At 73.3% G+C, this 20,458-nt stretch carries 19 protein-coding genes and 1 pseudogene; 11 read left to right on the top strand and 9 right to left on the bottom strand.

Annotation, left to right across the window (positions count from 1 at the left end):
• The first annotated feature begins 124 nt into the window (after window positions 1-124).
• Genes ACZ4U1_RS03455 through ACZ4U1_RS03445 form a run of 3 tightly spaced genes read left to right on the top strand, consistent with a single transcriptional unit; the run spans window position 125 to window position 1,808 of the window.
• Window positions 125-805: a nucleotidyltransferase family protein gene (locus tag ACZ4U1_RS03455; RefSeq protein WP_467899061.1), complete on the top strand. Its 681-nt coding sequence runs from the start codon at window positions 125-127 to the stop codon at window positions 803-805.
• Window positions 802-1,080, top strand: a complete 279-nt coding sequence (locus ACZ4U1_RS03450; protein ID WP_467899058.1) for a BON domain-containing protein — start codon at window positions 802-804, stop codon at window positions 1,078-1,080. The genes ACZ4U1_RS03455 and ACZ4U1_RS03450 overlap by 4 nt, the downstream gene beginning before the upstream one ends.
• Window positions 1,077-1,808: a metallophosphoesterase family protein gene (locus ACZ4U1_RS03445; protein WP_467899056.1), complete on the top strand. Its 732-nt coding sequence runs from the start codon at window positions 1,077-1,079 to the stop codon at window positions 1,806-1,808. The genes ACZ4U1_RS03450 and ACZ4U1_RS03445 overlap by 4 nt, the downstream gene beginning before the upstream one ends.
• A gap of 44 nt (window positions 1,809-1,852) precedes the next feature.
• Here the strand turns inward: ACZ4U1_RS03445 and ACZ4U1_RS03440 are convergent, their stop codons facing one another.
• The 8 genes from ACZ4U1_RS03440 to ACZ4U1_RS03405 all read right to left on the bottom strand — a co-directional run bounded on the left by ACZ4U1_RS03440 (window position 1,853) and on the right by ACZ4U1_RS03405 (window position 10,426).
• Window positions 1,853-3,094, bottom strand: a complete 1,242-nt coding sequence (locus ACZ4U1_RS03440) for an MFS transporter (RefSeq protein WP_467899053.1) — start codon at window positions 3,092-3,094, stop codon at window positions 1,853-1,855.
• Between the two features lie 325 nt (window positions 3,095-3,419).
• Window positions 3,420-4,409: an aldo/keto reductase gene (locus ACZ4U1_RS03435; RefSeq protein WP_467899051.1), complete on the bottom strand. Its 990-nt coding sequence runs from the start codon at window positions 4,407-4,409 to the stop codon at window positions 3,420-3,422.
• Window positions 4,410-4,733: 324 nt separating this feature from the next.
• Window positions 4,734-5,960, bottom strand: a complete 1,227-nt coding sequence (locus ACZ4U1_RS03430; protein WP_467899049.1) for a cytochrome P450 family protein — start codon at window positions 5,958-5,960, stop codon at window positions 4,734-4,736.
• Between the two features lie 94 nt (window positions 5,961-6,054).
• The gene (locus ACZ4U1_RS03425; protein ID WP_467899046.1) at window positions 6,055-7,266 is read right to left on the bottom strand and encodes a cytochrome P450; all 1,212 of its coding nucleotides are present in this window, start codon (window positions 7,264-7,266) and stop codon (window positions 6,055-6,057) included.
• Window positions 7,263-7,889 carry a GTP-binding protein gene (locus ACZ4U1_RS03420; protein WP_467899044.1) on the bottom strand — a complete coding sequence of 209 codons (627 nt, stop codon included), beginning with the start codon at window positions 7,887-7,889 and terminating at the stop codon, window positions 7,263-7,265. The genes ACZ4U1_RS03425 and ACZ4U1_RS03420 overlap by 4 nt, the downstream gene beginning before the upstream one ends.
• Window positions 7,870-8,217, bottom strand: a complete 348-nt coding sequence (locus ACZ4U1_RS03415) for a DUF742 domain-containing protein (RefSeq protein ID WP_467899042.1) — start codon at window positions 8,215-8,217, stop codon at window positions 7,870-7,872. The genes ACZ4U1_RS03420 and ACZ4U1_RS03415 overlap by 20 nt, the downstream gene beginning before the upstream one ends.
• Window positions 8,218-8,228: 11 nt before the next feature.
• Complete coding sequence (locus tag ACZ4U1_RS03410) at window positions 8,229-8,636, bottom strand: roadblock/LC7 domain-containing protein (RefSeq protein WP_467899039.1); 408 nt, start codon at window positions 8,634-8,636, stop codon at window positions 8,229-8,231.
• Window positions 8,633-10,426 (bottom strand): sensor histidine kinase, encoded by a 1,794-nt coding sequence (locus ACZ4U1_RS03405; protein ID WP_467899038.1) that lies wholly within the window; start codon window positions 10,424-10,426, stop codon window positions 8,633-8,635. The genes ACZ4U1_RS03410 and ACZ4U1_RS03405 overlap by 4 nt, the downstream gene beginning before the upstream one ends.
• A 366-nt stretch (window positions 10,427-10,792) precedes the next feature.
• Here ACZ4U1_RS03405 and ACZ4U1_RS03400 point away from each other — a divergent pair, with 366 nt between their 5' ends.
• The 8 genes from ACZ4U1_RS03400 to ACZ4U1_RS03365 all read left to right on the top strand — a co-directional run bounded on the left by ACZ4U1_RS03400 (window position 10,793) and on the right by ACZ4U1_RS03365 (window position 19,814).
• Window positions 10,793-11,497: a hypothetical protein gene (locus ACZ4U1_RS03400; protein WP_467899036.1), complete on the top strand. Its 705-nt coding sequence runs from the start codon at window positions 10,793-10,795 to the stop codon at window positions 11,495-11,497.
• 110 nt (window positions 11,498-11,607) lie between these two features.
• Window positions 11,608-12,558: an LLM class flavin-dependent oxidoreductase gene (locus ACZ4U1_RS03395; RefSeq protein WP_467899034.1), complete on the top strand. Its 951-nt coding sequence runs from the start codon at window positions 11,608-11,610 to the stop codon at window positions 12,556-12,558.
• Window positions 12,555-13,049 (top strand): hypothetical protein, encoded by a 495-nt coding sequence (locus ACZ4U1_RS03390; protein WP_467899032.1) that lies wholly within the window; start codon window positions 12,555-12,557, stop codon window positions 13,047-13,049. Before ACZ4U1_RS03395 ends, ACZ4U1_RS03390 begins: the two co-directional genes overlap by 4 nt.
• On the top strand, window positions 13,039-13,869 hold the full coding sequence (locus tag ACZ4U1_RS03385) for a hypothetical protein (protein WP_467899030.1): 831 nt from the start codon (window positions 13,039-13,041) through the stop codon (window positions 13,867-13,869). Before ACZ4U1_RS03390 ends, ACZ4U1_RS03385 begins: the two co-directional genes overlap by 11 nt.
• Window positions 13,866-14,753: an ATP-grasp domain-containing protein gene (locus ACZ4U1_RS03380; protein ID WP_467899028.1), complete on the top strand. Its 888-nt coding sequence runs from the start codon at window positions 13,866-13,868 to the stop codon at window positions 14,751-14,753. Before ACZ4U1_RS03385 ends, ACZ4U1_RS03380 begins: the two co-directional genes overlap by 4 nt.
• Complete coding sequence (locus ACZ4U1_RS03375; RefSeq protein WP_467899026.1) at window positions 14,750-15,460, top strand: hypothetical protein; 711 nt, start codon at window positions 14,750-14,752, stop codon at window positions 15,458-15,460. The genes ACZ4U1_RS03380 and ACZ4U1_RS03375 overlap by 4 nt, the downstream gene beginning before the upstream one ends.
• A 4-nt stretch (window positions 15,461-15,464) precedes the next feature.
• Complete coding sequence (locus ACZ4U1_RS03370; RefSeq protein ID WP_467899023.1) at window positions 15,465-16,277, top strand: phytanoyl-CoA dioxygenase family protein; 813 nt, start codon at window positions 15,465-15,467, stop codon at window positions 16,275-16,277.
• A 162-nt stretch (window positions 16,278-16,439) separates the two neighbouring features.
• Window positions 16,440-19,814 carry a pyruvate carboxylase gene (locus ACZ4U1_RS03365; protein WP_467899022.1) on the top strand — a complete coding sequence of 1,125 codons (3,375 nt, stop codon included), beginning with the start codon at window positions 16,440-16,442 and terminating at the stop codon, window positions 19,812-19,814.
• On the opposite strand, the pseudogene ACZ4U1_RS03360 reads toward ACZ4U1_RS03365, so the two are convergent.
• A pseudogene (locus ACZ4U1_RS03360) lies at window positions 19,794-20,458 on the bottom strand (hypothetical protein); the annotation flags it as partial. The gene ACZ4U1_RS03365 and the pseudogene ACZ4U1_RS03360 overlap by 21 nt on opposite strands.

Below are 20,458 nucleotides of genomic sequence, written 5' to 3'. Positions count from 1 at the left end.
CACTCGCCGCCAGGAGTGAACCCGCACGGCGATGCCGTGTCGGCGACGTCGCGCAGGGTACCCGTACCTCCCCCGGGGGCCGACCCGGCCACCCGGGGGTGCCAGGGTGCCGAATGGAGAGGTCATGACGCACAACGGAGAGGACACCGCGCCCCTCCGGCGACCGGAGGTCACCGAACTTCGCCTTGCCTCGGACGGGCCGGACCCGGAGCTGACGCCGGACCCGTCGGAGCTGCCGCACGACCGCAGCCAGGCGATCCTCGAGGCCGCCAAACAGATCGGCGCGCTCCTCAAACGCGCCGGTCATCCCTTCGCGCTGGCCGGCAGCGTGGCCGTCTACGCCCACGGCGGCAGCCGCTACCTCCAGCACGACGCCGACTTCGCCATCCTGCCCGAGGACGCCGAGGCGGTCGCCGCCACCCTGCGCGAGGCCGGCCTGGGCGTGCGGACCCCGCCCGAGGACTGGCTGCTGAAGACCACCTGCCACGGGCAGAACGTCGACATCATCTTCGCGCTGGCACACCAGCCCGTCACCCGGGCGATGCTCGACCGGGCGCACATCCTGCCGGTCGACTCGGTGCTCATGCCCGTGCTCTGCCCGACCGATCTGATCCACAGTTTGATCAGCGCCTTCTCCGAGCACTACTGCGACTTCGGTTCGGTGCTGCCGGTGGCCCGCGCCGTCCGCGAGAAGGTCGACTGGGACGCGGTCCGCACGGCCTGCGGCGACCAGCCGATGCCCGCCGCCTTCCTCTTCCTCCTCGAACGGCTGAACGTGATCGACGCCCAGGAGGGGCAGCCATGACCGACACGAGCCCGCCGCCCCCGCCGGCGGCGGGGAACCTGGACTACCGCGTCGCCCACCTCGCCGAGCACCTGGCCGCCGGAGACCTCGCGGAACTCGGCGTACGGCTCGAACTGCGCGGCGACGCCGTCCTGCTCACCGGCACCGTGCCGTCCACCCAGTGCCGGGACGACATCCTGCGCATGGCCCGCGAGGAACTGGCGGGGCACCCGGTCCACAGCGACCTGCTCATCGCCGGGACGTCCTCGCCCGACCACGGAGAGGACCTGACATGATCCGCGTCGCGGCCGTGGGCGACATCCACATGGGCCCCGAGAGCCAGGGCACCCTGCGGCCCTCCTTCGAGACCCTGCCCGGGTGCGCCGACGTCCTGCTGCTCGCCGGCGACCTCACCCGGCACGGCACACCGGAGGAGGCCGCGATCGTCGCCCGGGAGATCAAGGATCTCGGGGTGCCCGTCGTCGCCGTACTCGGCAACCACGACCACCACGACGAGCGTCCCGAGGAGGTCACGGCGATCCTCCGGGACGCGGGCGCGCACGTCCTCGAAGGGCAGGCCGCGGTCGTCAGCGCCGACGGCGCGCGGATCGGGGTCGCGGGGACCAAGGGCTTCGGCGGCGGCTTCGTCGGCCGCTGCGCCGGGGAGTTCGGTGAACCGCTGATGAAGGAGTTCGTCCGCTACACCCGCCGGTGCGCCGACGGGCTGCACAGCGCCCTGAAGAACCTGGACGAGCGGGACTGCGACGTACGGATCGCGCTGACCCACTTCTCGCCGGTACCGGACACCCTGGCCGGGGAGCCGTTGGAGATCTATCCGTTCCTCGGCAGCTATCTGCTCGCCGAGGCCATCGACACCGGCGGCGCCGACCTCGCCGTGCACGGCCACGCCCACGCGGGCACCGAGCACGGAATGACCAGCGGGGGCGTGCGCGTGCGCAATGTCGCCCAGCCGGTGATCGGGCAGGCCTTCCACGTGTACCACCTGCCCGGCCGCCACGGCTGACCCCGGCCCGGACCGTCAGCCCGCCGTCCGGGGGCGTACGGCCGTCAGGCCGCCGTCTCCAGCGCCTCGCGGCCGGAGACGTCGCCGTCCTTCGTGCGCAGCGTCAGTGGCACCGGTCCGCCGCGGCGGCGTACCAGCAGCCCCGCGCCGACCGACCCGGCGATGAGCAGCCCGCCGGCCACCAGGGCGCCGCGCGCGCCGGCCCACTCCATCAGCAGACCCAGCAGCGGGGGCCCGCCGAGGCCCCACACCGTGCCGATGCTGCTCCACACCCCGAGCACCCGGCCCCGCAGATGCGGGGGCGGGTCGGTCTGCAGCACGGCCGTACCGGCGGTGTCGGAGACGGACTCCACGACCGCCATCGGCAGGACCAGGACCAGCAGCACGGCCAGCGACGGCGACAGACCCGCCACCACCTGGAGCAGCGCGCCCGCCGCCGCGAGCAGACCCACGGTCCGCACGGACGGCCTGCGCAGCCGGGCACCGAGGACCGCGCCGAGGATGCCGCCGACGGCGAGCACGGTGGAGACCGTGCCGAACGCCCCGGCGCCCCCGGCCAGCGGTCCGGTGACGAGGACGGCGAGCGTCAGGCCGTAGTTCCGGCCGAAGACGGAGCTGAGCCCGGTGATGCCCGCGAGCGCGACCAGGCGGGGCCGGCGCGCGAAGAAGGACAGCCCCTCCCGTACGGTCATCTCCCCGCGCACCGGAACGGCCCGCGGTCCCGGCTCCTGGGCGGCGCCGGGCGCCGGCCGCAGGAACGGCACCACCGCGGCCACGAAGAGGAAGGACAGCCCGTTCGCCGCGTAGGCGGCGCCGGTGCCGAGGAAGCCGACGGTCACGCCGGCCAGGGCGGTACCGGCCAGCCGGCCGGCGCTGTGCACCAGCGCGCCCACGCCGATCGCGGACGGCACGTCCGCCACCGGTACGAGATCGTTGCCGAGCAGCGCGCAGGCCGGACCGTCGACGGTGGCGATGACGCCGGTCACGGCGGCCAGCACCAGCAGGGCCGGCATGTCGATCCGGTCCAGCGCCACGAGCAGCGCCGTGGTGAAGGCGACCGCGCCGAGCAGGGCCTGGCTCACGGTGACCGTCAGCTTCCGGGGCCAGCGGTCCACGGCCGCGCCGCCGAGGAGACTCACGAACAGCGCGGGCGCCGCCTGGACGGACATGGACAGACCGGTCGCGGCGGCCGATCCCGTGATGTGCAGCACGAGCAGGTTCTGCACCGTGAGCTGCATCCACGTACCGGCGTTGGAGACGAAGTTGGCGGCCGACCACCAGCGCATGCTCCGGTACCGCAGGGAGCGCCACGGCGAACGTGAGGCCGGGGCGGCGGAGGGCGCGGACGGGGGCAGGGCAGAGGAAGAGGGCACGGCGGGGTACTCGACAACCAGGCGATCGGAACAGACCGGCGGATCCCGTCGGTCCGGCGGCGTTGCACGGCCGGGCCGCCTGGTCAGGGCGCCGACCATGGTGGCAGACGGGACACCGCGGTCGACGCCGTCCCGCCCGCCGTTCCAGGCCGGCCTTCTTCAAACTCCTGGTTTCACCAGCGAGTTGACCCCCGCGTGGGGTTCCTCACAGAGAGGGGTGGGGAAGCGGGTCGCCCGGTCAGCGGTTGACCGTACGCATCCCCGCCTCGTCGTACCGCTCGCCCGCCGCCTGCGGCAGCTCGGCGTCGATGCGGGCCAGGTCCTGAGCGGTCAGCTCGATGCCGGTCGCGGCGGCGTTCTGCTCCAGGTAGGTGCGGCGCTTGGTGCCCGGGATCGGCACCAGGTCCTCGCCCTGCGCCAGCACCCAGGCGATGGCCAGCTGGGCCGGGGTCACCTCCTTCTCGGCGGCGATCTCCTTCACCTTCTCCGCCAGCCGCAGGTTGGCCTGCAGGTTGGCGTCCGTGAAGCGGGGGTTCTCACGACGCCAGTCGTTCGCGTCCAGCTCGTCCGGGGAGCTGAAGCGGCCGGCCAGGAAGCCACGGCCGAGCGGCGAGTACGGCACGAAGCCGATGCCCAGCTCCCGGCAGGCCGGCAGCACCTCGGCCTCCACGTCCCGTGACCACAGCGAGTACTCGCTCTGCACGGCGGTGACCGGGTGGACGGCGTGGGCGCGCCGGATGGTCTCCGCGCTCGCCTCGCTCAGCCCGATGTAGCGCACCTTGCCCTCGGCGACCAGCTCGCCCAGCGCGCCGACCGTCTCCTCGATGGGGACGTTCGGGTCGACCCGGTGCTGGTAGTACAGGTCGATGTGGTCGGTGCCGAGCCGCTGGAGCGAGCCGTGCACCGAGGCGCGCACGTGCTCGGCCGAGCCGTCCTGCCGGCCGACCGTGCTCATGTCGCCCGGTATGGCGTCGTCCATCCGGTAGTTGAACTTCGTCGCGATCACATACGCGTCGCGGTGCCCCTTGATCGCCTCGCCGACCAGCGACTCGTTGGTGAGCGGCCCGTAGACCTGTGCCGTGTCGAGGAAGTCGATGCCGAGGTCGAGGGCGCGCCGGATGGTCGCGATGCCCTCCTCCCGGTCGGCGGAGCCGTAGAACGCGGACATGCCCATGCATCCGAGCCCGATGGCCGATACCTGGAGGTCCCGCAGCCTGCGCTTCTGCATGAGAATCCCTTTCTCGTACCCTTGATCGTCATTCCGGCACGGCACACGGCCTGTCTCCATCTAGCGACGGATTCCGGCACCCGGCATCCCCTGGGGAGGCCGGGCACGGGCACCTGCGCGCGCCGTCGGCGACGCTACGAGTTGGAGTGCTCTCGAAGTCAAGGCGGAGGGGAACGTTCATGATCTCAGTCGCACGCACGGCCGAAGTCGGCGTCGCGCTCGGCACCGCGGCCCTGCTGGTCGCCGGGCTGACCAGCAGCGCGGAGGCCGCCTCGGGCCGGATCCGTGTCGGTCCTGGACCCCGGCGAAGCGGTGTCCCCGGGCTCACGGATGCAGCCGGACCGGGAGTTCGAACAGGTCGTTCTGGGTGACCACCGGCTTGTTGCGGAGTTCGGTCGCCGGGACGGCCAGGTCCAGGTGGGGGAAGCGGGCGTACAGCGCCGGCAGGGCGATGCCCGCCTCCAGCCGGGAGAGCGCGGCGCCGGGGCAGACGTGGGGGCCGTGACCGAAGGAGATGTGGCGGTTCTTCGTCTCGCGGGTGATGTCGAACCGCCCCGCGGTCGGGCCGTGCGCGTTCTCGTCGCGGCCGATCGCGCCGTACGACACGATCAGCGCGTCCCCGGCCGGGATCACCTTGTCGCCGACCGGCACGTCCTCGGTCGCGAACCGGATCAGGACGTGGGAGGTGGGGGTGGAGAAGCGCAGGGTCTCCTCGATCACCGCCGCCCAGTCGGCCTGCCCGGCCAGTACCAGGGCGCGCTGCTCGGGGTGGGTGGAGAGGTTGACGACGGCGTTGACGATCAGCGAGATCGTCGTCTCGTGACCCGCCGCCACCATCAGCTGGAGGGTGGAGACGATCTCCTCGTCGGTGAGCCGGTCGCCGTCCTCCGAGGCGAGGATCAGCGCGCTGGTCAGGTCGTCGCCGGGCTCGGCCCGCTTGGCCGCCACCGTCTCCGCCATGATCTGCGCCAGCTCCGTGAGGGTCGCGACGACCTCCTGGGGCGGGGTCTGCGTGGAGAAGAACTTCTCGAACAGCACCTTCAGCCGGGGCAGCAGCGCCTCCTCGATCCCCATGAGGTCGGCGATGACGTACATGGGCAGCGGATAGGCGAAGGCCGCCTTCAGGTCGACGGCGGAGCCGTCCGTGGGCAGGGCGTCCAGCAGGTCCTGGGTGAGCTTTTCGATCCGCTCCCGCATCCGCTCCACCCGGCGCGGGGTGAGCGCCTGCGCGACCAGGGTGCGCAGCCGGCGGTGGTCGGCGCCGTCCACCGTGAGCATGGAGCGGCCCGGGTTGGCCAGCCCGATCAGCGGCCAGTCCGCGGGTATCTCACCGCGCTGCCAGGCCCCCCACACGTCGATGTCCTTCACCAGCCGCGGGTCGGTGAGCAGCGCCTTGGCCTCGGCGTGGTGGGTGACGGCCCACACCGGGACCCCGCCGGGCAGCTCGACGGCGGCGAGCGGGCCGGCCGCGCGCAGCGCCGCGCTCTCGGCGTCCAGATCGGTGACGAAGGGGTCCAGGGCGATGCGGGGTGCTTCGGTACCGGTCGTCATCGTGACGTGCCTCCCAGGGCAGGGGTCGGAAGTACGGCGAGCACGGCGCCGGTCCGGGGGGCGGTCCCGGGCGGGCGGCGGAACAGGGGCGTCGTCAAAGGGCGGGTACGGGGGTGAAGCGGACGGGCAGCCGGGTCAGTCCCCTCAGCCAGGGCGAGGGCCGGCGGGTGAGGGACTCGGCGGGGACGGCGAGGTCGATGTCCGGGAGCCGGTCCAGGACCACCTCGATGCCGGTCCGCGCGATCACCTCGGCGATCTCCTGCGCGGGGAACGGGCAGCGGTGCTCGCCGTGGCCGAAGGAGAAGTGCGCGTTGTTGCCCCCGGTCAGCGCGGAGGCGTCGGTGCGCACCTGCGGGTCGGAGTTGGCCCCCTGGAGTCCGAGCAGCAGCAGGTCGCCGGCCTTGACGGCCCGGCCGCCGAGACGGGTGTCGCGGGCGGCCCAGCGGCCGGCCACGTTCTGCGTCGGGGTGTCCTCCCACAGCACCTCGTTCATCGCCTCGGCGACGCTGTTGCGCCCGCCGAACAGGGAGGCGGCGAACCGGTCGTCGGTCAGCATCAGCCGCAGGGAGTTGCCGATCCAGTCGGCGGTCGGCTGGTGTCCGGCCGCCATCATCACCATCAGGTCCTGCGCGATCTCCTCGTCGGTGAACCCGCTGTCGTCGGCGAGCATCCGGGAGACCACGTCGTCCGCGGGCTCCTTCCTCCGGTCGGCCAGCAACTGGCCCATGGACGCGGCCAGATGGGCCTGCCCGGCCAGCGCCCGCTCCCGCCCGTCGATCATGTCGTTCAGGGCGGTGACCAGCCCGGGACCGTCCTCGTCCGGGAAGCCGTACAGCCGGGCCAGGACCCGCACCGGCAGCAGCATCGCGTACTGCGCGATCAGATCCGCCTCGCCCGCGGCGCACAGCGCGTCGATCAGCTCGTCCGCGAACCGCTCGGCGTGCCCGCGCAGTTCGAACGGGTCCACCTCCTCCAGCGCGTTGCTGATCATGGCGGCGCGCTGCCGGTGGCGTTCGCCGACCGTGTAGAGGATCGACGGCTGCTTGTGGCCGATCATCGGCAGCAGCGGCCAGTCCGCGGGGATGTTCTCCCACTGGTTCCACAGGTCCGAGTCCCGGCTGAACAGCACCGGGTCGCCGGTGACCTGGTGCAGCTCGCGGTAGCCCAGCACCAGCCAGGCGGGGACGTCACCGTCGAGCAGCACCGGGACGACGGCGCCGTGGTCGCGCCGCATCTCCCGGTACAGCCGGGCGGGTTCGGTCTGGAACCGGGGTCCGCTGAGCGGGACGGCGTCGGGGGTGGTCACACGAACTCCTGTCGGGGCAGGCCCGCCCGCGCGGACGGGTCGGCGTACCGGTTCTTCACGTGCTGCACCAGCGTGATCAGCACCTGCTTGCCCGACTCCCGGGAACGGGCGTCGCAGTCGACCAGCGGCACCCGCGGATCCAGGTCCAGGGCCTCGCGGACCTCCGCGCCGGCGCGGACCGGGCCGCCGAAGTCGTTGCAGGCCACGATGAACGGCGTGCCGTGGTGCTCCAGCCGGTCGATGGCGTACCAGGAGTCGTCGATGCGCCGGGTGTCCACCAGCACGACCGCGCCGAGCGTGCCGGAGAACAGCCGGTCCCACAGGAACCAGAACCGCTCCTGGCCCGGTGCCCCGAACAGGTACAGCACCTTGCGGGCGTCCAGGGTGATCCGGCCGAAGTCGAAGGCGACCGTGGTGGCCGACTTGCCCCGCACCTGGCGGATGTCGTCCACCCTGGCACCGGCCTGCGTCATCGTCTCCTCGGTGTTGAGGGGACGGATCTCGCTGACCGAGCGGACCAGCGTGGTCTTGCCGACGCCGAAGCCGCCCACGACCACGATCTTGAAACCTTGGTCGGCGGAGGCGCCCAACGGGGCGCGCGCCTCAGAGGTTGCGGAGTCCAACGAGCACCTGCTCCAGGATGTCGGGATCGGTAATGGCCGGCCGGTGCGGATGGCGGGCGCTGACACGGCCCGCCGCCAGCAGGTCGGACAACAGCACCTTGGTGATGCCCACGGGCAGCCGCAGCTCGGCGGCGATCTCCACCACCGAGGTGGGGGACCGGGTCAGGTTCAGGATCGCCACGTGCTCCGACTGCATGCCGGTCACCGGTTCCGACTCGGCGACCACGAGGGTGACCAGGTCGAAGGGGCTGTCGGGGCCGGTCCGGGTGCGTCCCTGGGTGAGGGTGTACAGCCGGTCCGGGGCGTCGTCCCGGCCCGGACGGTTCATGCCCGGTCGGCTCATGAGCTGCGGGGGAGAGCGGTCAGATGCTCGCCGAGCTGCTCCACCAGTTCGCTCATGTTGTGGCCGACGACACCGGCGTCCGCCTCCTCCGTGGTGATCACGGCCAGATGGGCGCCGGCGCCCGCCTCCACGATGAACAGCACACCGCCGTAGAACTCCGTCATCGCCGAGCGCACCCCGCCGCTTCCGTCGCCGAACTCCACGGACGCCCCGTGCGAGAGCGACTGGATTCCGGCGGCGATCGCGGCGAGCTGGTCGGCCTGGTCGACGGTCAGCTCCGGCGTACGGCACAGCTTCAGCCCGTCCCGGGACAGCACGAGCGCGTGCCGGGCACCCGGGGTCCTCTCCAGCAGCCCCTCCAGGAGCCAGGTGAGCTTGTCGTCGGCGGTGGTCGGGCCGGTCATGAAGTGGTGTCGCCTTCCGGGTGCGCGTGCGGGTGAGAGGGGGCGGGGGAGCTGTGCTCGACAGCGCCGTACGACGGGTCGCCGGCGCCGTGGGAGGAGCCGTCGGCGTTGTGGGGGGAGTCGTCGGCCGACGAGCGGTCCGGTGCCGTGCCCGAGGGGACTTGGGCGGCCTGCCCGTCCGGCTCGGGCCGGTGCGGGGCGTCGGCCGTACGGCTGTCCCGTACGGGTATGGTGCCCTGCTCGTCCGGCGCCGTGGCGTGCGCCGGGTCGGCCTGCGGGGCGCGGGGCGCGGGGCCGTCGTCCGTGCCCGGCGGGGACGTGGCCGGTGCCGACGGGCGGACCGCCTGGCGGAAGCTGCTGAAGCGGGCGGCGCGGGTCCTGGCCTCGTCAGAAGAAGGCCTTGCCTCGTCGGCGGCCGGTGCGGTGCGGGACGCGGCGGGGTCCGGCGCGGACCGGGCGCGTTCGGCCGCGGCGAGCGTACGGCCCCGGCGCCGCCTGGGCAGCCCGGCCGGGCCCGGCTCCGGCGGCGCGGCGGACTCGTGGCCGGCGGCGGTGTCGACGCCGGCCGGCGTGGCGGCGGTGTCGACGCCGGCCGGCGCCGCAGCGGACGGGCCGGTCCCCGCACGCGGGGCCGCGGTGGCGGGCTCGGCCGGGGCGGGACTGGTCAGGAGGGACTGCGGGATGAGCATCAGCACGCCGGTGCCGCCGCGCGCCGACGGCCGGAACGACACCTTCAGCCCGTGCTTGCGGGCCAGCCGGCCGACCACGGCGAGCCCGAGCCGGGTGCCGGTCAGGCCGCCCAGCCCGGTGATGTCACCGGAGACCGCGCGCTCGGCGCGGCGCAGCTGCACCTCGCCCATCACCAGCCCGCTGTCCTCCACGGACACGATCACCCCGGCCGGCACCTCCTCCACGTAGACGTGGACTTCTGCGGTCGGCGGTGAGAAGTTCGCGGCGTTGTCGAGGAGTTCGGCGAGTGCGTGCATCACGCCCTCGGCGGCGTGCCCGGTGACGGCGGCCTCGCTGACCGAGTGCACCCGGACCCGTCGGTAGCCGGCGATCCGGCCCATCGCGCCGCGCAGGATCGACTCCATCCCGATCGGCCGCGCCCACCGGCGGCCCGAACGCGCCCCGGTCAGTACGGCGACGGAGTCCGCGAGCCGGCCGGCCTGGGCGGTGCGGTGGTCGAGGTGGAGCAGGTCGGCCAGCACGTCCTCGTCGGTGTGCCGGTCCTCCATCGCCCGCAGGTCGGCGAGGGTGGCCGTGGCGAGGGCCTGCATCCGGGCGGCGGCGTTGGCGGTCGCGGAGAGCGCGGTGGCCCGCTCCCGCCGGGCCCGCTCCAACTCGCCGGAGAGCCGGGCGTTCTCCTGGCGGAGCCGGTCCAGCTCCCGCGTGCCCTCCTCCTCCAGGCGGGCCCGTTCGGCCGCGAACGACTCCGTCAACTCCACTCGCTGCTGGGCGAGTTCGTCGATGAGCCGCTGCTGCTCCAGGCGCGCCTCCTCGGTCGTACGGGCCTGCTGCTGGAGCAGCCGTCCGATGTCCTGGGTGACGCTCCGCAACCTGCGCCCGGCGGTGCGTTCGGCCCGCAGGGCGTGCGCGGCCGTGGCCACCGCCGCGCTGAGCACGACGGCTGCCGCGCCCGCGCCCCAGGCGAGCGGGGTGCGCACCGAGCCCGGGGCCACCGCCACGGCCGCGCAGACCGCGAGCGCCGACAGCGCACCGGTCACGGCGAGGGCGGAGACGAACGTACGGAGGGAAGGTCGGTCGCCGGGATGCGTGGGCGCGGTCATCGGTCCGGTCTGGTCCTCGCGGCAGAGAGGGCTGGGTGGGGCGGGCTGGAACGCTCGGGCGGTGAGAGGTGACACCGGTGGTGAACTGGCGGTCACTATACGAGAGTTCGTGATCGAAACAGAAAGGTTCCGTGCGCGTACCAGTAATTGGACGCTCACATCCGTAGCGCCGCACCGGAAAAGCCTGTGTCGGAGGACGGATCAAACGGGGCGAAGGTTGCCTCTCGGCGCCCGAATCCCGCCGTGGGTCTCGCCACCCTCAAAAGATCTTGACGCCCGTGTTCCCCGGTCGCTGGACTGTCACCGGCCGGACGAGGGGAGCGATGCGGGTGCCGGGGAACCGAGGGCGGCGGGCCGCCGTGTCCCATGACCGCTGAAGCGCACGCCGGGCGGCTCCGCCCGCTGCTCGCGCGGCTCGCCCGGTTCAGCGGGCGCACGCTGCGGGCCGAGTGGTACGCCATCGTCGTCGACCCGGTGCGACGGCTCGCCCGGCGCGGACTGTCCGGGCTGCTGCTGGCGTTCGTCGCCGCGTTCGGCGTCGTCTTCTGCCACGACATCGCCCAGCACCCCGCCGGAGAGCTGTGGGTGAAGCGGCTCGGCGGTGTCCGGGCCGACCTGCCGCTGTGGCTGGCCCTGCTGCGCACCCCCGTGTCGCTGTACGTCCCGGCACTCGACCTGCCGGTGTGGGCGGGCATCACCAGCCTCTTCCTCGCGTTCGCCCTCGCCGAACTCACCCTGGGCCGGGCCCGGACCCTGGCCATCGCCTACGCCACCACCCTGGCCGGCACCCTCGTCGCCCGTCTGATGGTCGCGCTGGGTCCCGGCTGGTGGGGGTTCGGGCTGCCGCCGGAGGCCGGACAGGTGCTCGACACCGGGCCCTCCGCCGCCGTGGTGGGCCTGTTCACCTACCTCTCGGTGATCCGGCGCGCCCCCGTGGTGTTCACGCTGACCGGCGGCTCGATGGTGTGGGAGTCCCTCGCCGTCCCCAACCTGGCCGGCCGTGAACACCTGGTCGCGGTGGCCACGGCGATCGTCCTCGGCCTCGTCACCGCGCCTTTCCTCGAACGCTAGTCCGGCTCCACAGAATCACCTTTCCCAAGAATCAGCAGAAACCCGTCCCGGGAAATACCCCGCCGTCCGGGCATGGCGATCTCGCAACCCCCGCTGCTACGCTTCGCGCCGTGAAGGTCGGTATTACTCTGCCCTTGGCGGAATACCCCGGAAAGCAGCCCTCGTACGAAGAGATAAGAGCCCTCGCCCGACAGGCGGAAGCCGCCGGTTTCGACTCCCTGTGGTGCTTCGACCACCTTCTTTTCCGTGAGGACGGCGAGCCCGCCGAAGGCATCTGGGAATGCTGGACCACCCTCAGCGCGCTCGCCGAGGCCACCTCCCGTATTCAGCTCGGGACCCTCGTCCTGTGCACCGCTTTCCGGAATCCCGCAGTCCTCGCGAAAATGGCGGTCACGCTCGACTCGATCAGCAATGGGCGGCTCATTCTCGGACTGGGCGCCGGCTGGCACCGGCCGGAATTCGAGGCGTTCGGCATCGATTTCGATCACCGGGTGGCCCGCTTCGAGGAAGCCGTACACATCATCGCGTCACTGCTGCGCACCGGAAAGGCGGAATTCGACGGCCGTCACTCCTGGGTCCACGGCGGTGAACTCCGGCCGCGCGGAGTACGCCCCGCGGGCCCGCCCCTGCTGATCGGCGGATCTGGCCCCCGCATGCTGCGGGCCACCGCCCGCCACGCCGACCTGTGGAACGGCTGCTGGTTCGGGGACCCGGCCGGCTTCGCCCCCGCGCTGCACACCGTGCGCGAGGCCTGCGCCGCCGCCGGACGCGACCCGTCGACCCTGCGCATCACCGCCGGGGTGAACGTCGTACCCGGCGTCCGTGCGGACCCGCCGGACCCGCTGCGGCCCGTCCTCAGCGGCAGCCCCGCCGACCTTGCCGCCGGCTTCGCCGGCTACCGCGACCTCGGCGTCGACCACCTCGTCTGCAATCTCAACCCCCATCACGCGGCGGCACAGCGCGCCCTGGCCGAAGCCCTCCGGTGCCACCGGAGCGAGTGCCACCGGAGCGAGCGTCACCGGAGCCGGCCGGACCCGACCGAGGAGGGACCCGTTCGATGACCTGGACGATCGACGAGGCGAGGGTGATGCCCTTCCTCAGGGCGGCCCACCGCCGGGACCTGTTCGCGGCCCTGCGCCGGCCCGCGCCCGCGACGGCACCCGCGCCCGTGACGGACCCCGCACCCACGGCGGAGGACGGCACACCGGGACCGGCCGCCAAGAGCTTCAAGGACTTCAAGGACGGCAAGGAGTTCAAGGACTACAAGGACCGCAAGGACTTCAAGGACCACAAGGACCTGAAGGACCTGAAAGACGGCAAGGACGGCAAGGACCGCAAGGACACCAAGGACGGGAAGGACTTCAAGGACTCCAAGGACGTCACCGACGGCGCCTGGACACCCGTGCAGTCCGCCGCAGCGCCCGCCGCCCGCCCCGCGGAGCGGACGCAGACCATGGCGGACGGGCCCGCCGCCGGAGCCGGCGACGTCCTGGCCGTCCTGCGCGCCTCCCGGGCGAGCCGGTTCCTCCGGGAGCGCGGCCTTGTCATCTGACCGCGCGCGGGCACCCGAGGCGCCGGCCGAGGCCCCCGCCGACCTGGTCGTGGTCGCCGACCCCGAGGACCCCACCGCCCTGGAACTCGCCGCCTACGTCACCGAGCAGGGCCGCTCCGTCGCCGTCCTCGACGTCTTCGACGCGGCCCAGCTGTTCACCGTCACCGCCCGCGCGGGCACGGCCACCGTCGACCCGGTGGTCCCGCTGGTCCTCCTGCTGCCCGCCCCGCCCGACCGCCGTACCGACTGGGACGCGGAGTTCCACCTCGGCGAGTGCTTCGCCCAGTTGTGGGCGGTGGCCGCGCTCACCCCCGCCCCCGTCGTCAACCGCCCGGCCGGCACCCTCGTGGCGGGCCGCACCGCCCGCTCCGCCGCGGTGACCGCCCGGCGCGCCGGCGAACACGGCAACGGCGAACTCTTCTCCTGCGGCTACCCCCGGCCGGGCACCGCGGAGGGCGAGGCCTTCTGGGTCGAGGACCTCGGCACCGCACGCGCCCGCCGCTGGCCCGAACGGCCACCCGGCACCGGCCCCTACCGCGCGCGCTGGACGGACACCGACCCCGCGACCGAGACGGTCGTCGTCCTCGGCGACCGCGGCTGGCGCTGCACCACCGCCGACCTCGACCACCTCGGCCTGGAGTCCCGCAGCGTGGCCGCCGCCGACGCCCTCGGCCTGGACCTGGCCGCCCTGGTCTGGCGGGTCACCGACGGCACCGCCACGGCACGCCTGGTGCACGTCGAGCCGTTCCCCGCTCTGGAGCAACTGCGCATGGTCTGGCTCGGCCTCGGCCCCCGGCTGATGGAGGTGCTGTTCCCGTGATCTACGCCCTCGGACTCGCCGCGGACGGCACCCTCGCCCACTTCACCGCACGGGCCACCGCGGACGTCACGCTCGTCGACCTCGGCGAGCTGGCGGCCGACGGCGCCTGGCGCCTCGCCCTGCCCGACGACGGCGACAGCTGGCTGCTCGCCCGCGACCAGCGCCACGACCTCCGCCCCGGCGACGGCTACTACTGCCGGCTCGCCGACCTGTCCGCCCTGGAGGACGACCTCCGGCTCCGCGTCCGGTGGCACGGTCTCATGGCCGCGCTCACCGCCTGGCTCGACACCGTGCCGGGCCCCGTCGTCAACCGCCCCGGCACGGCCGGCGACAACGGCTCCAAGCCGCTGCACGAAGTCACCCTGGCCCGCTGCGGCTTCACCGTCCCCGAGAGCCTGACCAGCTCCGACCCCGGCCGGCTGCGCGCGTTCGCCGCCGCCGGACCCGCCATCGTCAAGGCGCTGTCCGGCGTGCGGGCCGACAGCAGACTCGTCGGCCCCGAGGAGTTCGACACCTTCGTACCGCACCAGGGCCCCGTGCACCTCCAGCGGTACATCGCCGGCAGCGACGTGCGCGTGCACGTCTGCGGTGACGCCGTGCACGCCGAGGAGGCCGTGTCCGGCGCGGTCGACTACCGCACGGCGCCCCCGCAGGACGTCGCCTTCCGGCCCCACGAGCTGCCCGCGGCCCTCGCCGCCCAGCTCACCGCCCGCACCCGGGACCTCGGGCTCGCCTTCGCCGGCTGGGACTTCAAACGCGACGCGGACGGCACGTACTGGTGCCTGGAGGCCAACCCGATGCCCGGTTACGACTGGTACGACCGCCGGGCCGACGGCGCCATCACCGCCTCGCTGACGGACCTGCTGACGGGAGACCCGGCATGATCACCGACCTGCCGCTGCTCACCGCCGACGACACCGACGACGTACGCGCGCGCGTCCACGCCCTGCGCGAGCACTGGATCGCCCGCGGCGGCGACCCGCCCGCCTTCCTCACCCTCGGCACCCCGAGCTACCTGGACGTCGCCGAGCGGCCGGAGAGCGGCCACTACCAGCGCCACGGCGTGGCCGCCCGCCCCCTGCTCCTGGAGCACTTCCAGGACCTGTACGACCTGATCGGCAAGACCCTCACCGAGCACCTGGACGCACCCGTCCGCTACCCGGACCACCTGGCGCTGCCCGGTTTCCACATCTGGCTGGAGGCCGCCATCTTCACCCGCCCCCAGGCACCCGTCCACTTCGACCTGCAGTACCAGGCCTTCGACTGGCCGCCGGGCACCGACACCGACCGCCTGCTCTCCTTCACCCTGCCCCTGAGGGTGCCCGCGGCCGGCGGCGGACTGAACCTGTGGGAGGCGACGTACCAGGACTTCCGCCGCGCGCTGGCCCGCGGCTGGGTGGAGAGCGCGGCCGACCTGCAACGCTTCCACACCAAGCGGTACGTCCCCTACACACCGGGCAGGCTCTACGTCCACTCCGGGCACGTCCTGCACCAGGTCGCCCCCAGCGGCAGCGTGCGCGCCGGCGACGAACGCCTCACCCTCCAGGGCCACGGCGTCTGGTGCGCCGACCACTGGCAGCTCTACTGGTGACGCCATGACCGTGCTCACCGCCGCCGACCTGGACGACTTCACCGAGCGGGGCTACTGCGTGCTGCGCGGCGCGTTCGACGAGCGCCGCGCAGCCCCGGTCCGGGACGCCGTGTGGCGGCGCATGCGGGACAAGGCCGGCATCGACCGCGCCGACCCGCGCACCTGGCCCGCCGCGTACGACATCGAGGAGCGGCTCGACCTCCCCGAGGTCCGCGCCTGCTTCCCCGACGTGCTCGCGCGGGCGGTGGAGGAACTGGTCGGCCCGGGGCGCTGGCGCGGCGAGCGGAACTGGGGCTTCTGGCCGGTGAACTTCGCCCACGGCGCCGACCGGCCGGCCGGGGCCGTGCCCGTGGAGGGCTGGCACGTCGACGGCAACTGGTTCCGGCACACCCTGGACGCACCCCACCAGGGCCTGCTCCTGATCGGCCTGTTCTCCGACATCGCACCCACCGGCGGCGGCACCCTGGTCGCCGCGGGCAGCCACCGCCGTACCGCCCACGTCCTCGCCCGCCATCCCGAAGGGCTCGGCCACCGCGAGCTGTTCGACCTCGTCCTGGCCGAACCCCTGGGAAACATCACCGAGATCACCGGCAGCGCGGGGGACGTCGTCCTCGCCCACCCCTTCCTCTTCCACACCCGCGGCCACAAACACACCGGACCGCCCCGCTTCATCAGCAACACCGAGGCCGGCCTCACCGCACCCCTGCGCCTCCACGGCGGCGACCACGCGTCCCGTTCCGTCCTGGAGGAATCGATCCGCGCGGCCCTCGCCGCACCCCCGCCGGCCTTCCCCGACGGGCTGCGCTGCCGCTTCTGACCGGGCCGGCCCGGCGCGCCCCTGTGGCGCCGCCCACCCCGTCGATGTGATGGTTTTCGCACCTCGCCCCGTGCGGGCACCCCCTAAGGTGGCCGCGAGTACGGCAGGGCGTGGCTGACACCAGGGTGTTCGTCGCCGGCAGGCAGCTGAAGGGAATCCAGGATGTTCCGCAAGGTGCTGGTCGCCAACCGTGGAGAGATCGCGATCCGCGCGTTCCGGGCGGGCTACGAACTCGGGGCGCGCACCGTCGCCGTGTTCCCGCACGAGGACCGCAACTCGCTGCACCGGCTGAAGGCCGACGAGGCGTACGAGATCGGGGAGCCGGGGCACCCGGTGCGGGCCTACCTCTCCGTCGAGGAGATCGTGGGCGCCGCCCGCCGGGCCGGCGCCGACGCCGTCTACCCGGGCTACGGCTTCCTGTCCGAGAACCCGGAACTGGCCCGCGCCTGCGAGGAGGCGGGCATCACCTTCGTCGGCCCCAGCGCCGCCACCCTGGAGCTGACCGGCAACAAGGCCCGCGCGGTCGCCGCCGCCCGCGCGGCCGGTGTGCCCGTCCTCGGCTCCTCCCAGCCCTCCACCGACGTGGACGAACTGGCCCGCGCCGCCGAGGAGATCGGCTTCCCGGTCTTCGTCAAGGCGGTCGCGGGCGGCGGCGGGCGCGGCATGCGCCGCGTGGAGGACCCGGCCCAGCTGCGCGAGTCCATCGAGGCCGCCTCCCGCGAGGCCGCCTCCGCGTTCGGCGACCCGACCGTCTTCCTGGAGAAGGCCGTCGTGGAGCCCCGCCACATCGAGGTGCAGATCCTCGCCGACGGCGAGGGCAACGTCATCCACCTCTTCGAGCGCGACTGCTCGCTCCAGCGCCGCCACCAGAAGGTCATCGAACTGGCTCCCGCGCCCAACCTGGACCCGGTGCTGCGCGACCGGATCTGCAATGACGCCGTCCGCTTCGCCCGCGAGATCGGCTACCGCAACGCCGGCACGGTGGAGTTCCTCCTCGACCGCGACGGCAACCACGTGTTCATCGAGATGAACCCGCGCATCCAGGTCGAGCACACCGTGACCGAGGAGGTCACCGACGTCGACCTGGTCCAGGCCCAGCTCCGCATCGCCTCCGGCGAGACCCTCGCCGACCTCGGCCTCTCCCAGGACACGGTCACCCTGCGCGGCGCCGCCCTCCAGTGCCGGATCACCACCGAGGACCCCGCCAACGGCTTCCGCCCCGACACCGGCCGGATCAGCGCCTACCGCTCCCCGGGCGGCTCCGGCATCCGGCTCGACGGCGGCACCACCCACGCCGGTACGGAGATCAGCGCGCACTTCGACTCGATGCTGGTCAAGCTCACCTGCCGGGGCCGCGACTTCCAGGCCGCGATCGGCCGGGCCCGGCGCGCGGTCGCCGAGTTCCGCATCCGCGGTGTGGCCACCAACATCCCGTTCCTGCAGGCGGTCCTGGACGACCCCGACTTCCAGGCGGGCCGGGTCACCACCTCCTTCATCGAGCAGCGCCCGCACCTGCTCACCGCCCGCTCCTCCGCCGACCGCGGCACCAAGCTGCTCACCTACCTCGCCGACGTCACCGTCAACAAGCCGCACGGCCGACGGCCCGACCTGCTCGACCCGCTGACCAAGCTGCCGCCGCTGCCCGCCGGTGAGCCGCCCGCCGGATCCCGCCAGCTCCTCGTGGACCTCGGCCCCGAGGACTTCGCCCGGCACCTGCGCGAGTCGCCGACCATCGGCGTCACCGACACCACCTTCCGCGACGCCCACCAGTCCCTGCTCGCCACCCGGGTGCGCACCAAGGACCTCCTCGCCGTCGCCCCCGTCGTCGCCCGCACCCTCCCGCAGCTGCTCTCCCTGGAGTGCTGGGGCGGCGCCACCTACGACGTCGCGCTGCGCTTCCTCGCCGAGGACCCCTGGGAGCGGCTGGCCGCCCTGCGCGAGGCCGTCCCCAACATCTGCCTCCAGATGCTGCTGCGCGGCCGCAACACCGTCGGCTACACCCCGTACCCGACCGAGGTCACCGACTCCTTCGTGCAGGAGGCCGCCGCCACCGGCATCGACATCTTCCGCATCTTCGACGCCCTCAACGACGTCGGCCAGATGCGCCCCGCCATCGACGCCGTACGGGAGACCGGCACCGCCATCGCCGAGGTCGCCCTCTGCTACACCGCCGACCTCAACGACCCGAACGAGCGGCTCTACACCCTCGACTACTACCTGCGCCTGGCCGAGCAGATCGTGGAGGCCGGCGCGCACGTCCTCGCCATCAAGGACATGGCGGGCCTGCTGCGCGCCCCGGCCGCCGCCAAGCTCGTCTCGGCGCTGCGCCGCGAGTTCGACCTGCCCGTGCACCTGCACACGCACGACACCGCGGGCGGCCAGCTCGCCACCTACCTCGCCGCGATCCAGGCCGGCGCCGACGCCGTCGACGGCGCGGTGGCCTCCATGGCCGGTACGACCTCCCAGCCGTCGCTGTCCGCGCTCGTCGCCGCCACCGACCACTCCGACCGCCCCACCGGCCTGGACCTCCAGGCGGTCGGCGACCTGGAGCCCTACTGGGAGGGCGTCCGCAAGATCTACGCCCCGTTCGAGGCGGGCCTCGCCTCGCCGACCGGCCGGGTCTACCACCACGAGATCCCCGGCGGTCAGCTGTCCAACCTGCGCACCCAGGCCGTCGCCCTCGGCCTCGGCGACCGCTTCGAGGACATCGAGGCGATGTACGCCGCCGCCGACCGTATCCTCGGCCGCCTGGTCAAGGTCACCCCGTCCTCGAAGGTGGTCGGCGACCTGGCCCTGCACCTGGTGGGCGCCGGCGTCTCCCCGGACGCCTTCGAGGCCACCCCCGACAAGTTCGACATCCCGGACTCGGTGATCGGCTTCCTGCGCGGCGAGCTGGGCACCCCGCCCGGCGGCTGGCCCGAGCCGTTCCGCACCAAGGCCCTGAAGGGCCGCGCCGCGCCCAAGCCCGCGCCCGAGCTGTCCGCCGAGGACCGCGAGGGGCTGGCCAAGGACCGCCGGGCCACCCTCAACCGGCTGCTGTTCCCCGGCCCGACCCGCGAGTTCGAGACGCACCGCCAGTCCTTCGGCGACACCAGCGTCCTGGACAGCAAGGCCTTCTTCTACGGACTGCGCCCGGGCAAGGAGTACGCCGTCGACCTGGAGCCCGGCGTCCGGCTGCTGATCGAGCTGCAGGCGATCGGCGAGGCCGACGAGCGCGGCATGCGCACCGTGATGTCCACGCTCAACGGCCAGCTCCGCCCGATCCAGGTCCGCGACCGCGCGGCCGCCTCCGACATCCCGGTGACGGAGAAGGCCGACCGGTCCAACCCCGGACATGTCGCGGCACCCTTCGCCGGTGTGGTGACCCTGGCCGTCGCCGAGGGCGACGAGGTGGCGGCCGGCGCCACCATCGCCACCATCGAGGCGATGAAGATGGAGGCCACGATCACCGCCCCCAAGGCGGGCCGCGTCTCCCGGCTGGCCATCACCCGGATCCAGCAGGTGGAGGGCGGGGACCTACTGGCGGAACTCGCGTGACCGGTTTTCCAGGCCCTGCTCGTACATCGCCATGAGACGCGGGCCGAGGTGCTTCACCGCTGTCGTCCGGAACTCCTCGTGCGCGAAACGGAGGTACGGCTCGGCCGGATCCACGTCCTCGTCCCCGGTGAGGAGGCGCCCGAGGCCGCCCCTGAGGATCGTCTCCAGCCGGTAGGGGGGCTGGCCCGTCCGCCGGGCCAGGTCCGCTCTGGTGATCCCCGCCGGGTTGGCCGCGATCAGGCCGATGACGTCCTGGTTGTCCGGGTTCGCCGTCAGTACGGCATACAGCTCGTTGAAGGCCTGCCTGGAGACGTCCCGGGCCACGGAGGACGGCTTCAGTACGTCGACCGAGCAGGAGCGCAACGGGTGCCCGGCGGGAACGTCGTCGGGCAACGGCGTGCGACGGCCGGCGGCGAGCACGCGCAGGCCCGGGACCGGTAGCTGCGGCAGCAGCGAGGCGATGCTGGGCAGCCCCGTCTGCGGGCCGCGGTCCTCGTCGAGGCCGTCGACCAGGAGGAGGAGCCGGCGGTCGTGGGGGGGGGGCCCCCCCGCACAAACGCCCCGGACAGTTTTCGGGGGGGTCTCGGCGGTGTCCCGGGGGAGAGTGATGACTAGCCCGGCCTGCCCCCAGACGTGCTCGGGGA

Source organism: Streptomyces sp. NPDC028928, assembly GCF_055564915.1.
Note: the sequence above shows the minus strand (reverse complement) of the source record. Positions and strands in the feature narration are given on the sequence as shown.

Bases quoted from the DNA above. Each gene is read 5' to 3' on its own strand.
- ACZ4U1_RS03415 (WP_467899042.1), bottom strand. From the start codon at position 8,217: ATGAACCGTCCGGGCCGGGACGACGCCCCGGACCGGCTGTACACCCTC.
- ACZ4U1_RS03400 (WP_467899036.1), top strand. From the start codon at position 10,793: ATGACCGCTGAAGCGCACGCCGGGCGGCTCCGCCCGCTGCTCGCGCGG.
- ACZ4U1_RS03405 (WP_467899038.1), bottom strand. From the start codon at position 10,426: ATGACCGCGCCCACGCATCCCGGCGACCGACCTTCCCTCCGTACGTTC.
- ACZ4U1_RS03390 (WP_467899032.1), top strand. From the start codon at position 12,555: ATGACCTGGACGATCGACGAGGCGAGGGTGATGCCCTTCCTCAGGGCG.
- ACZ4U1_RS03445 (WP_467899056.1), top strand. From the start codon at position 1,077: ATGATCCGCGTCGCGGCCGTGGGCGACATCCACATGGGCCCCGAGAGC.
- ACZ4U1_RS03450 (WP_467899058.1), top strand. From the start codon at position 802: ATGACCGACACGAGCCCGCCGCCCCCGCCGGCGGCGGGGAACCTGGAC.
- ACZ4U1_RS03370 (WP_467899023.1), top strand. From the start codon at position 15,465: ATGACCGTGCTCACCGCCGCCGACCTGGACGACTTCACCGAGCGGGGC.
- ACZ4U1_RS03435 (WP_467899051.1), bottom strand. From the start codon at position 4,409: ATGCAGAAGCGCAGGCTGCGGGACCTCCAGGTATCGGCCATCGGGCTC.
- ACZ4U1_RS03430 (WP_467899049.1), bottom strand. From the start codon at position 5,960: ATGACGACCGGTACCGAAGCACCCCGCATCGCCCTGGACCCCTTCGTC.
- ACZ4U1_RS03375 (WP_467899026.1), top strand. From the start codon at position 14,750: ATGATCACCGACCTGCCGCTGCTCACCGCCGACGACACCGACGACGTA.
- ACZ4U1_RS03455 (WP_467899061.1), top strand. From the start codon at position 125: ATGACGCACAACGGAGAGGACACCGCGCCCCTCCGGCGACCGGAGGTC.
- ACZ4U1_RS03365 (WP_467899022.1), top strand. From the start codon at position 16,440: ATGTTCCGCAAGGTGCTGGTCGCCAACCGTGGAGAGATCGCGATCCGC.
- ACZ4U1_RS03410 (WP_467899039.1), bottom strand. From the start codon at position 8,636: ATGACCGGCCCGACCACCGCCGACGACAAGCTCACCTGGCTCCTGGAG.
- ACZ4U1_RS03440 (WP_467899053.1), bottom strand. From the start codon at position 3,094: ATGCGCTGGTGGTCGGCCGCCAACTTCGTCTCCAACGCCGGTACGTGG.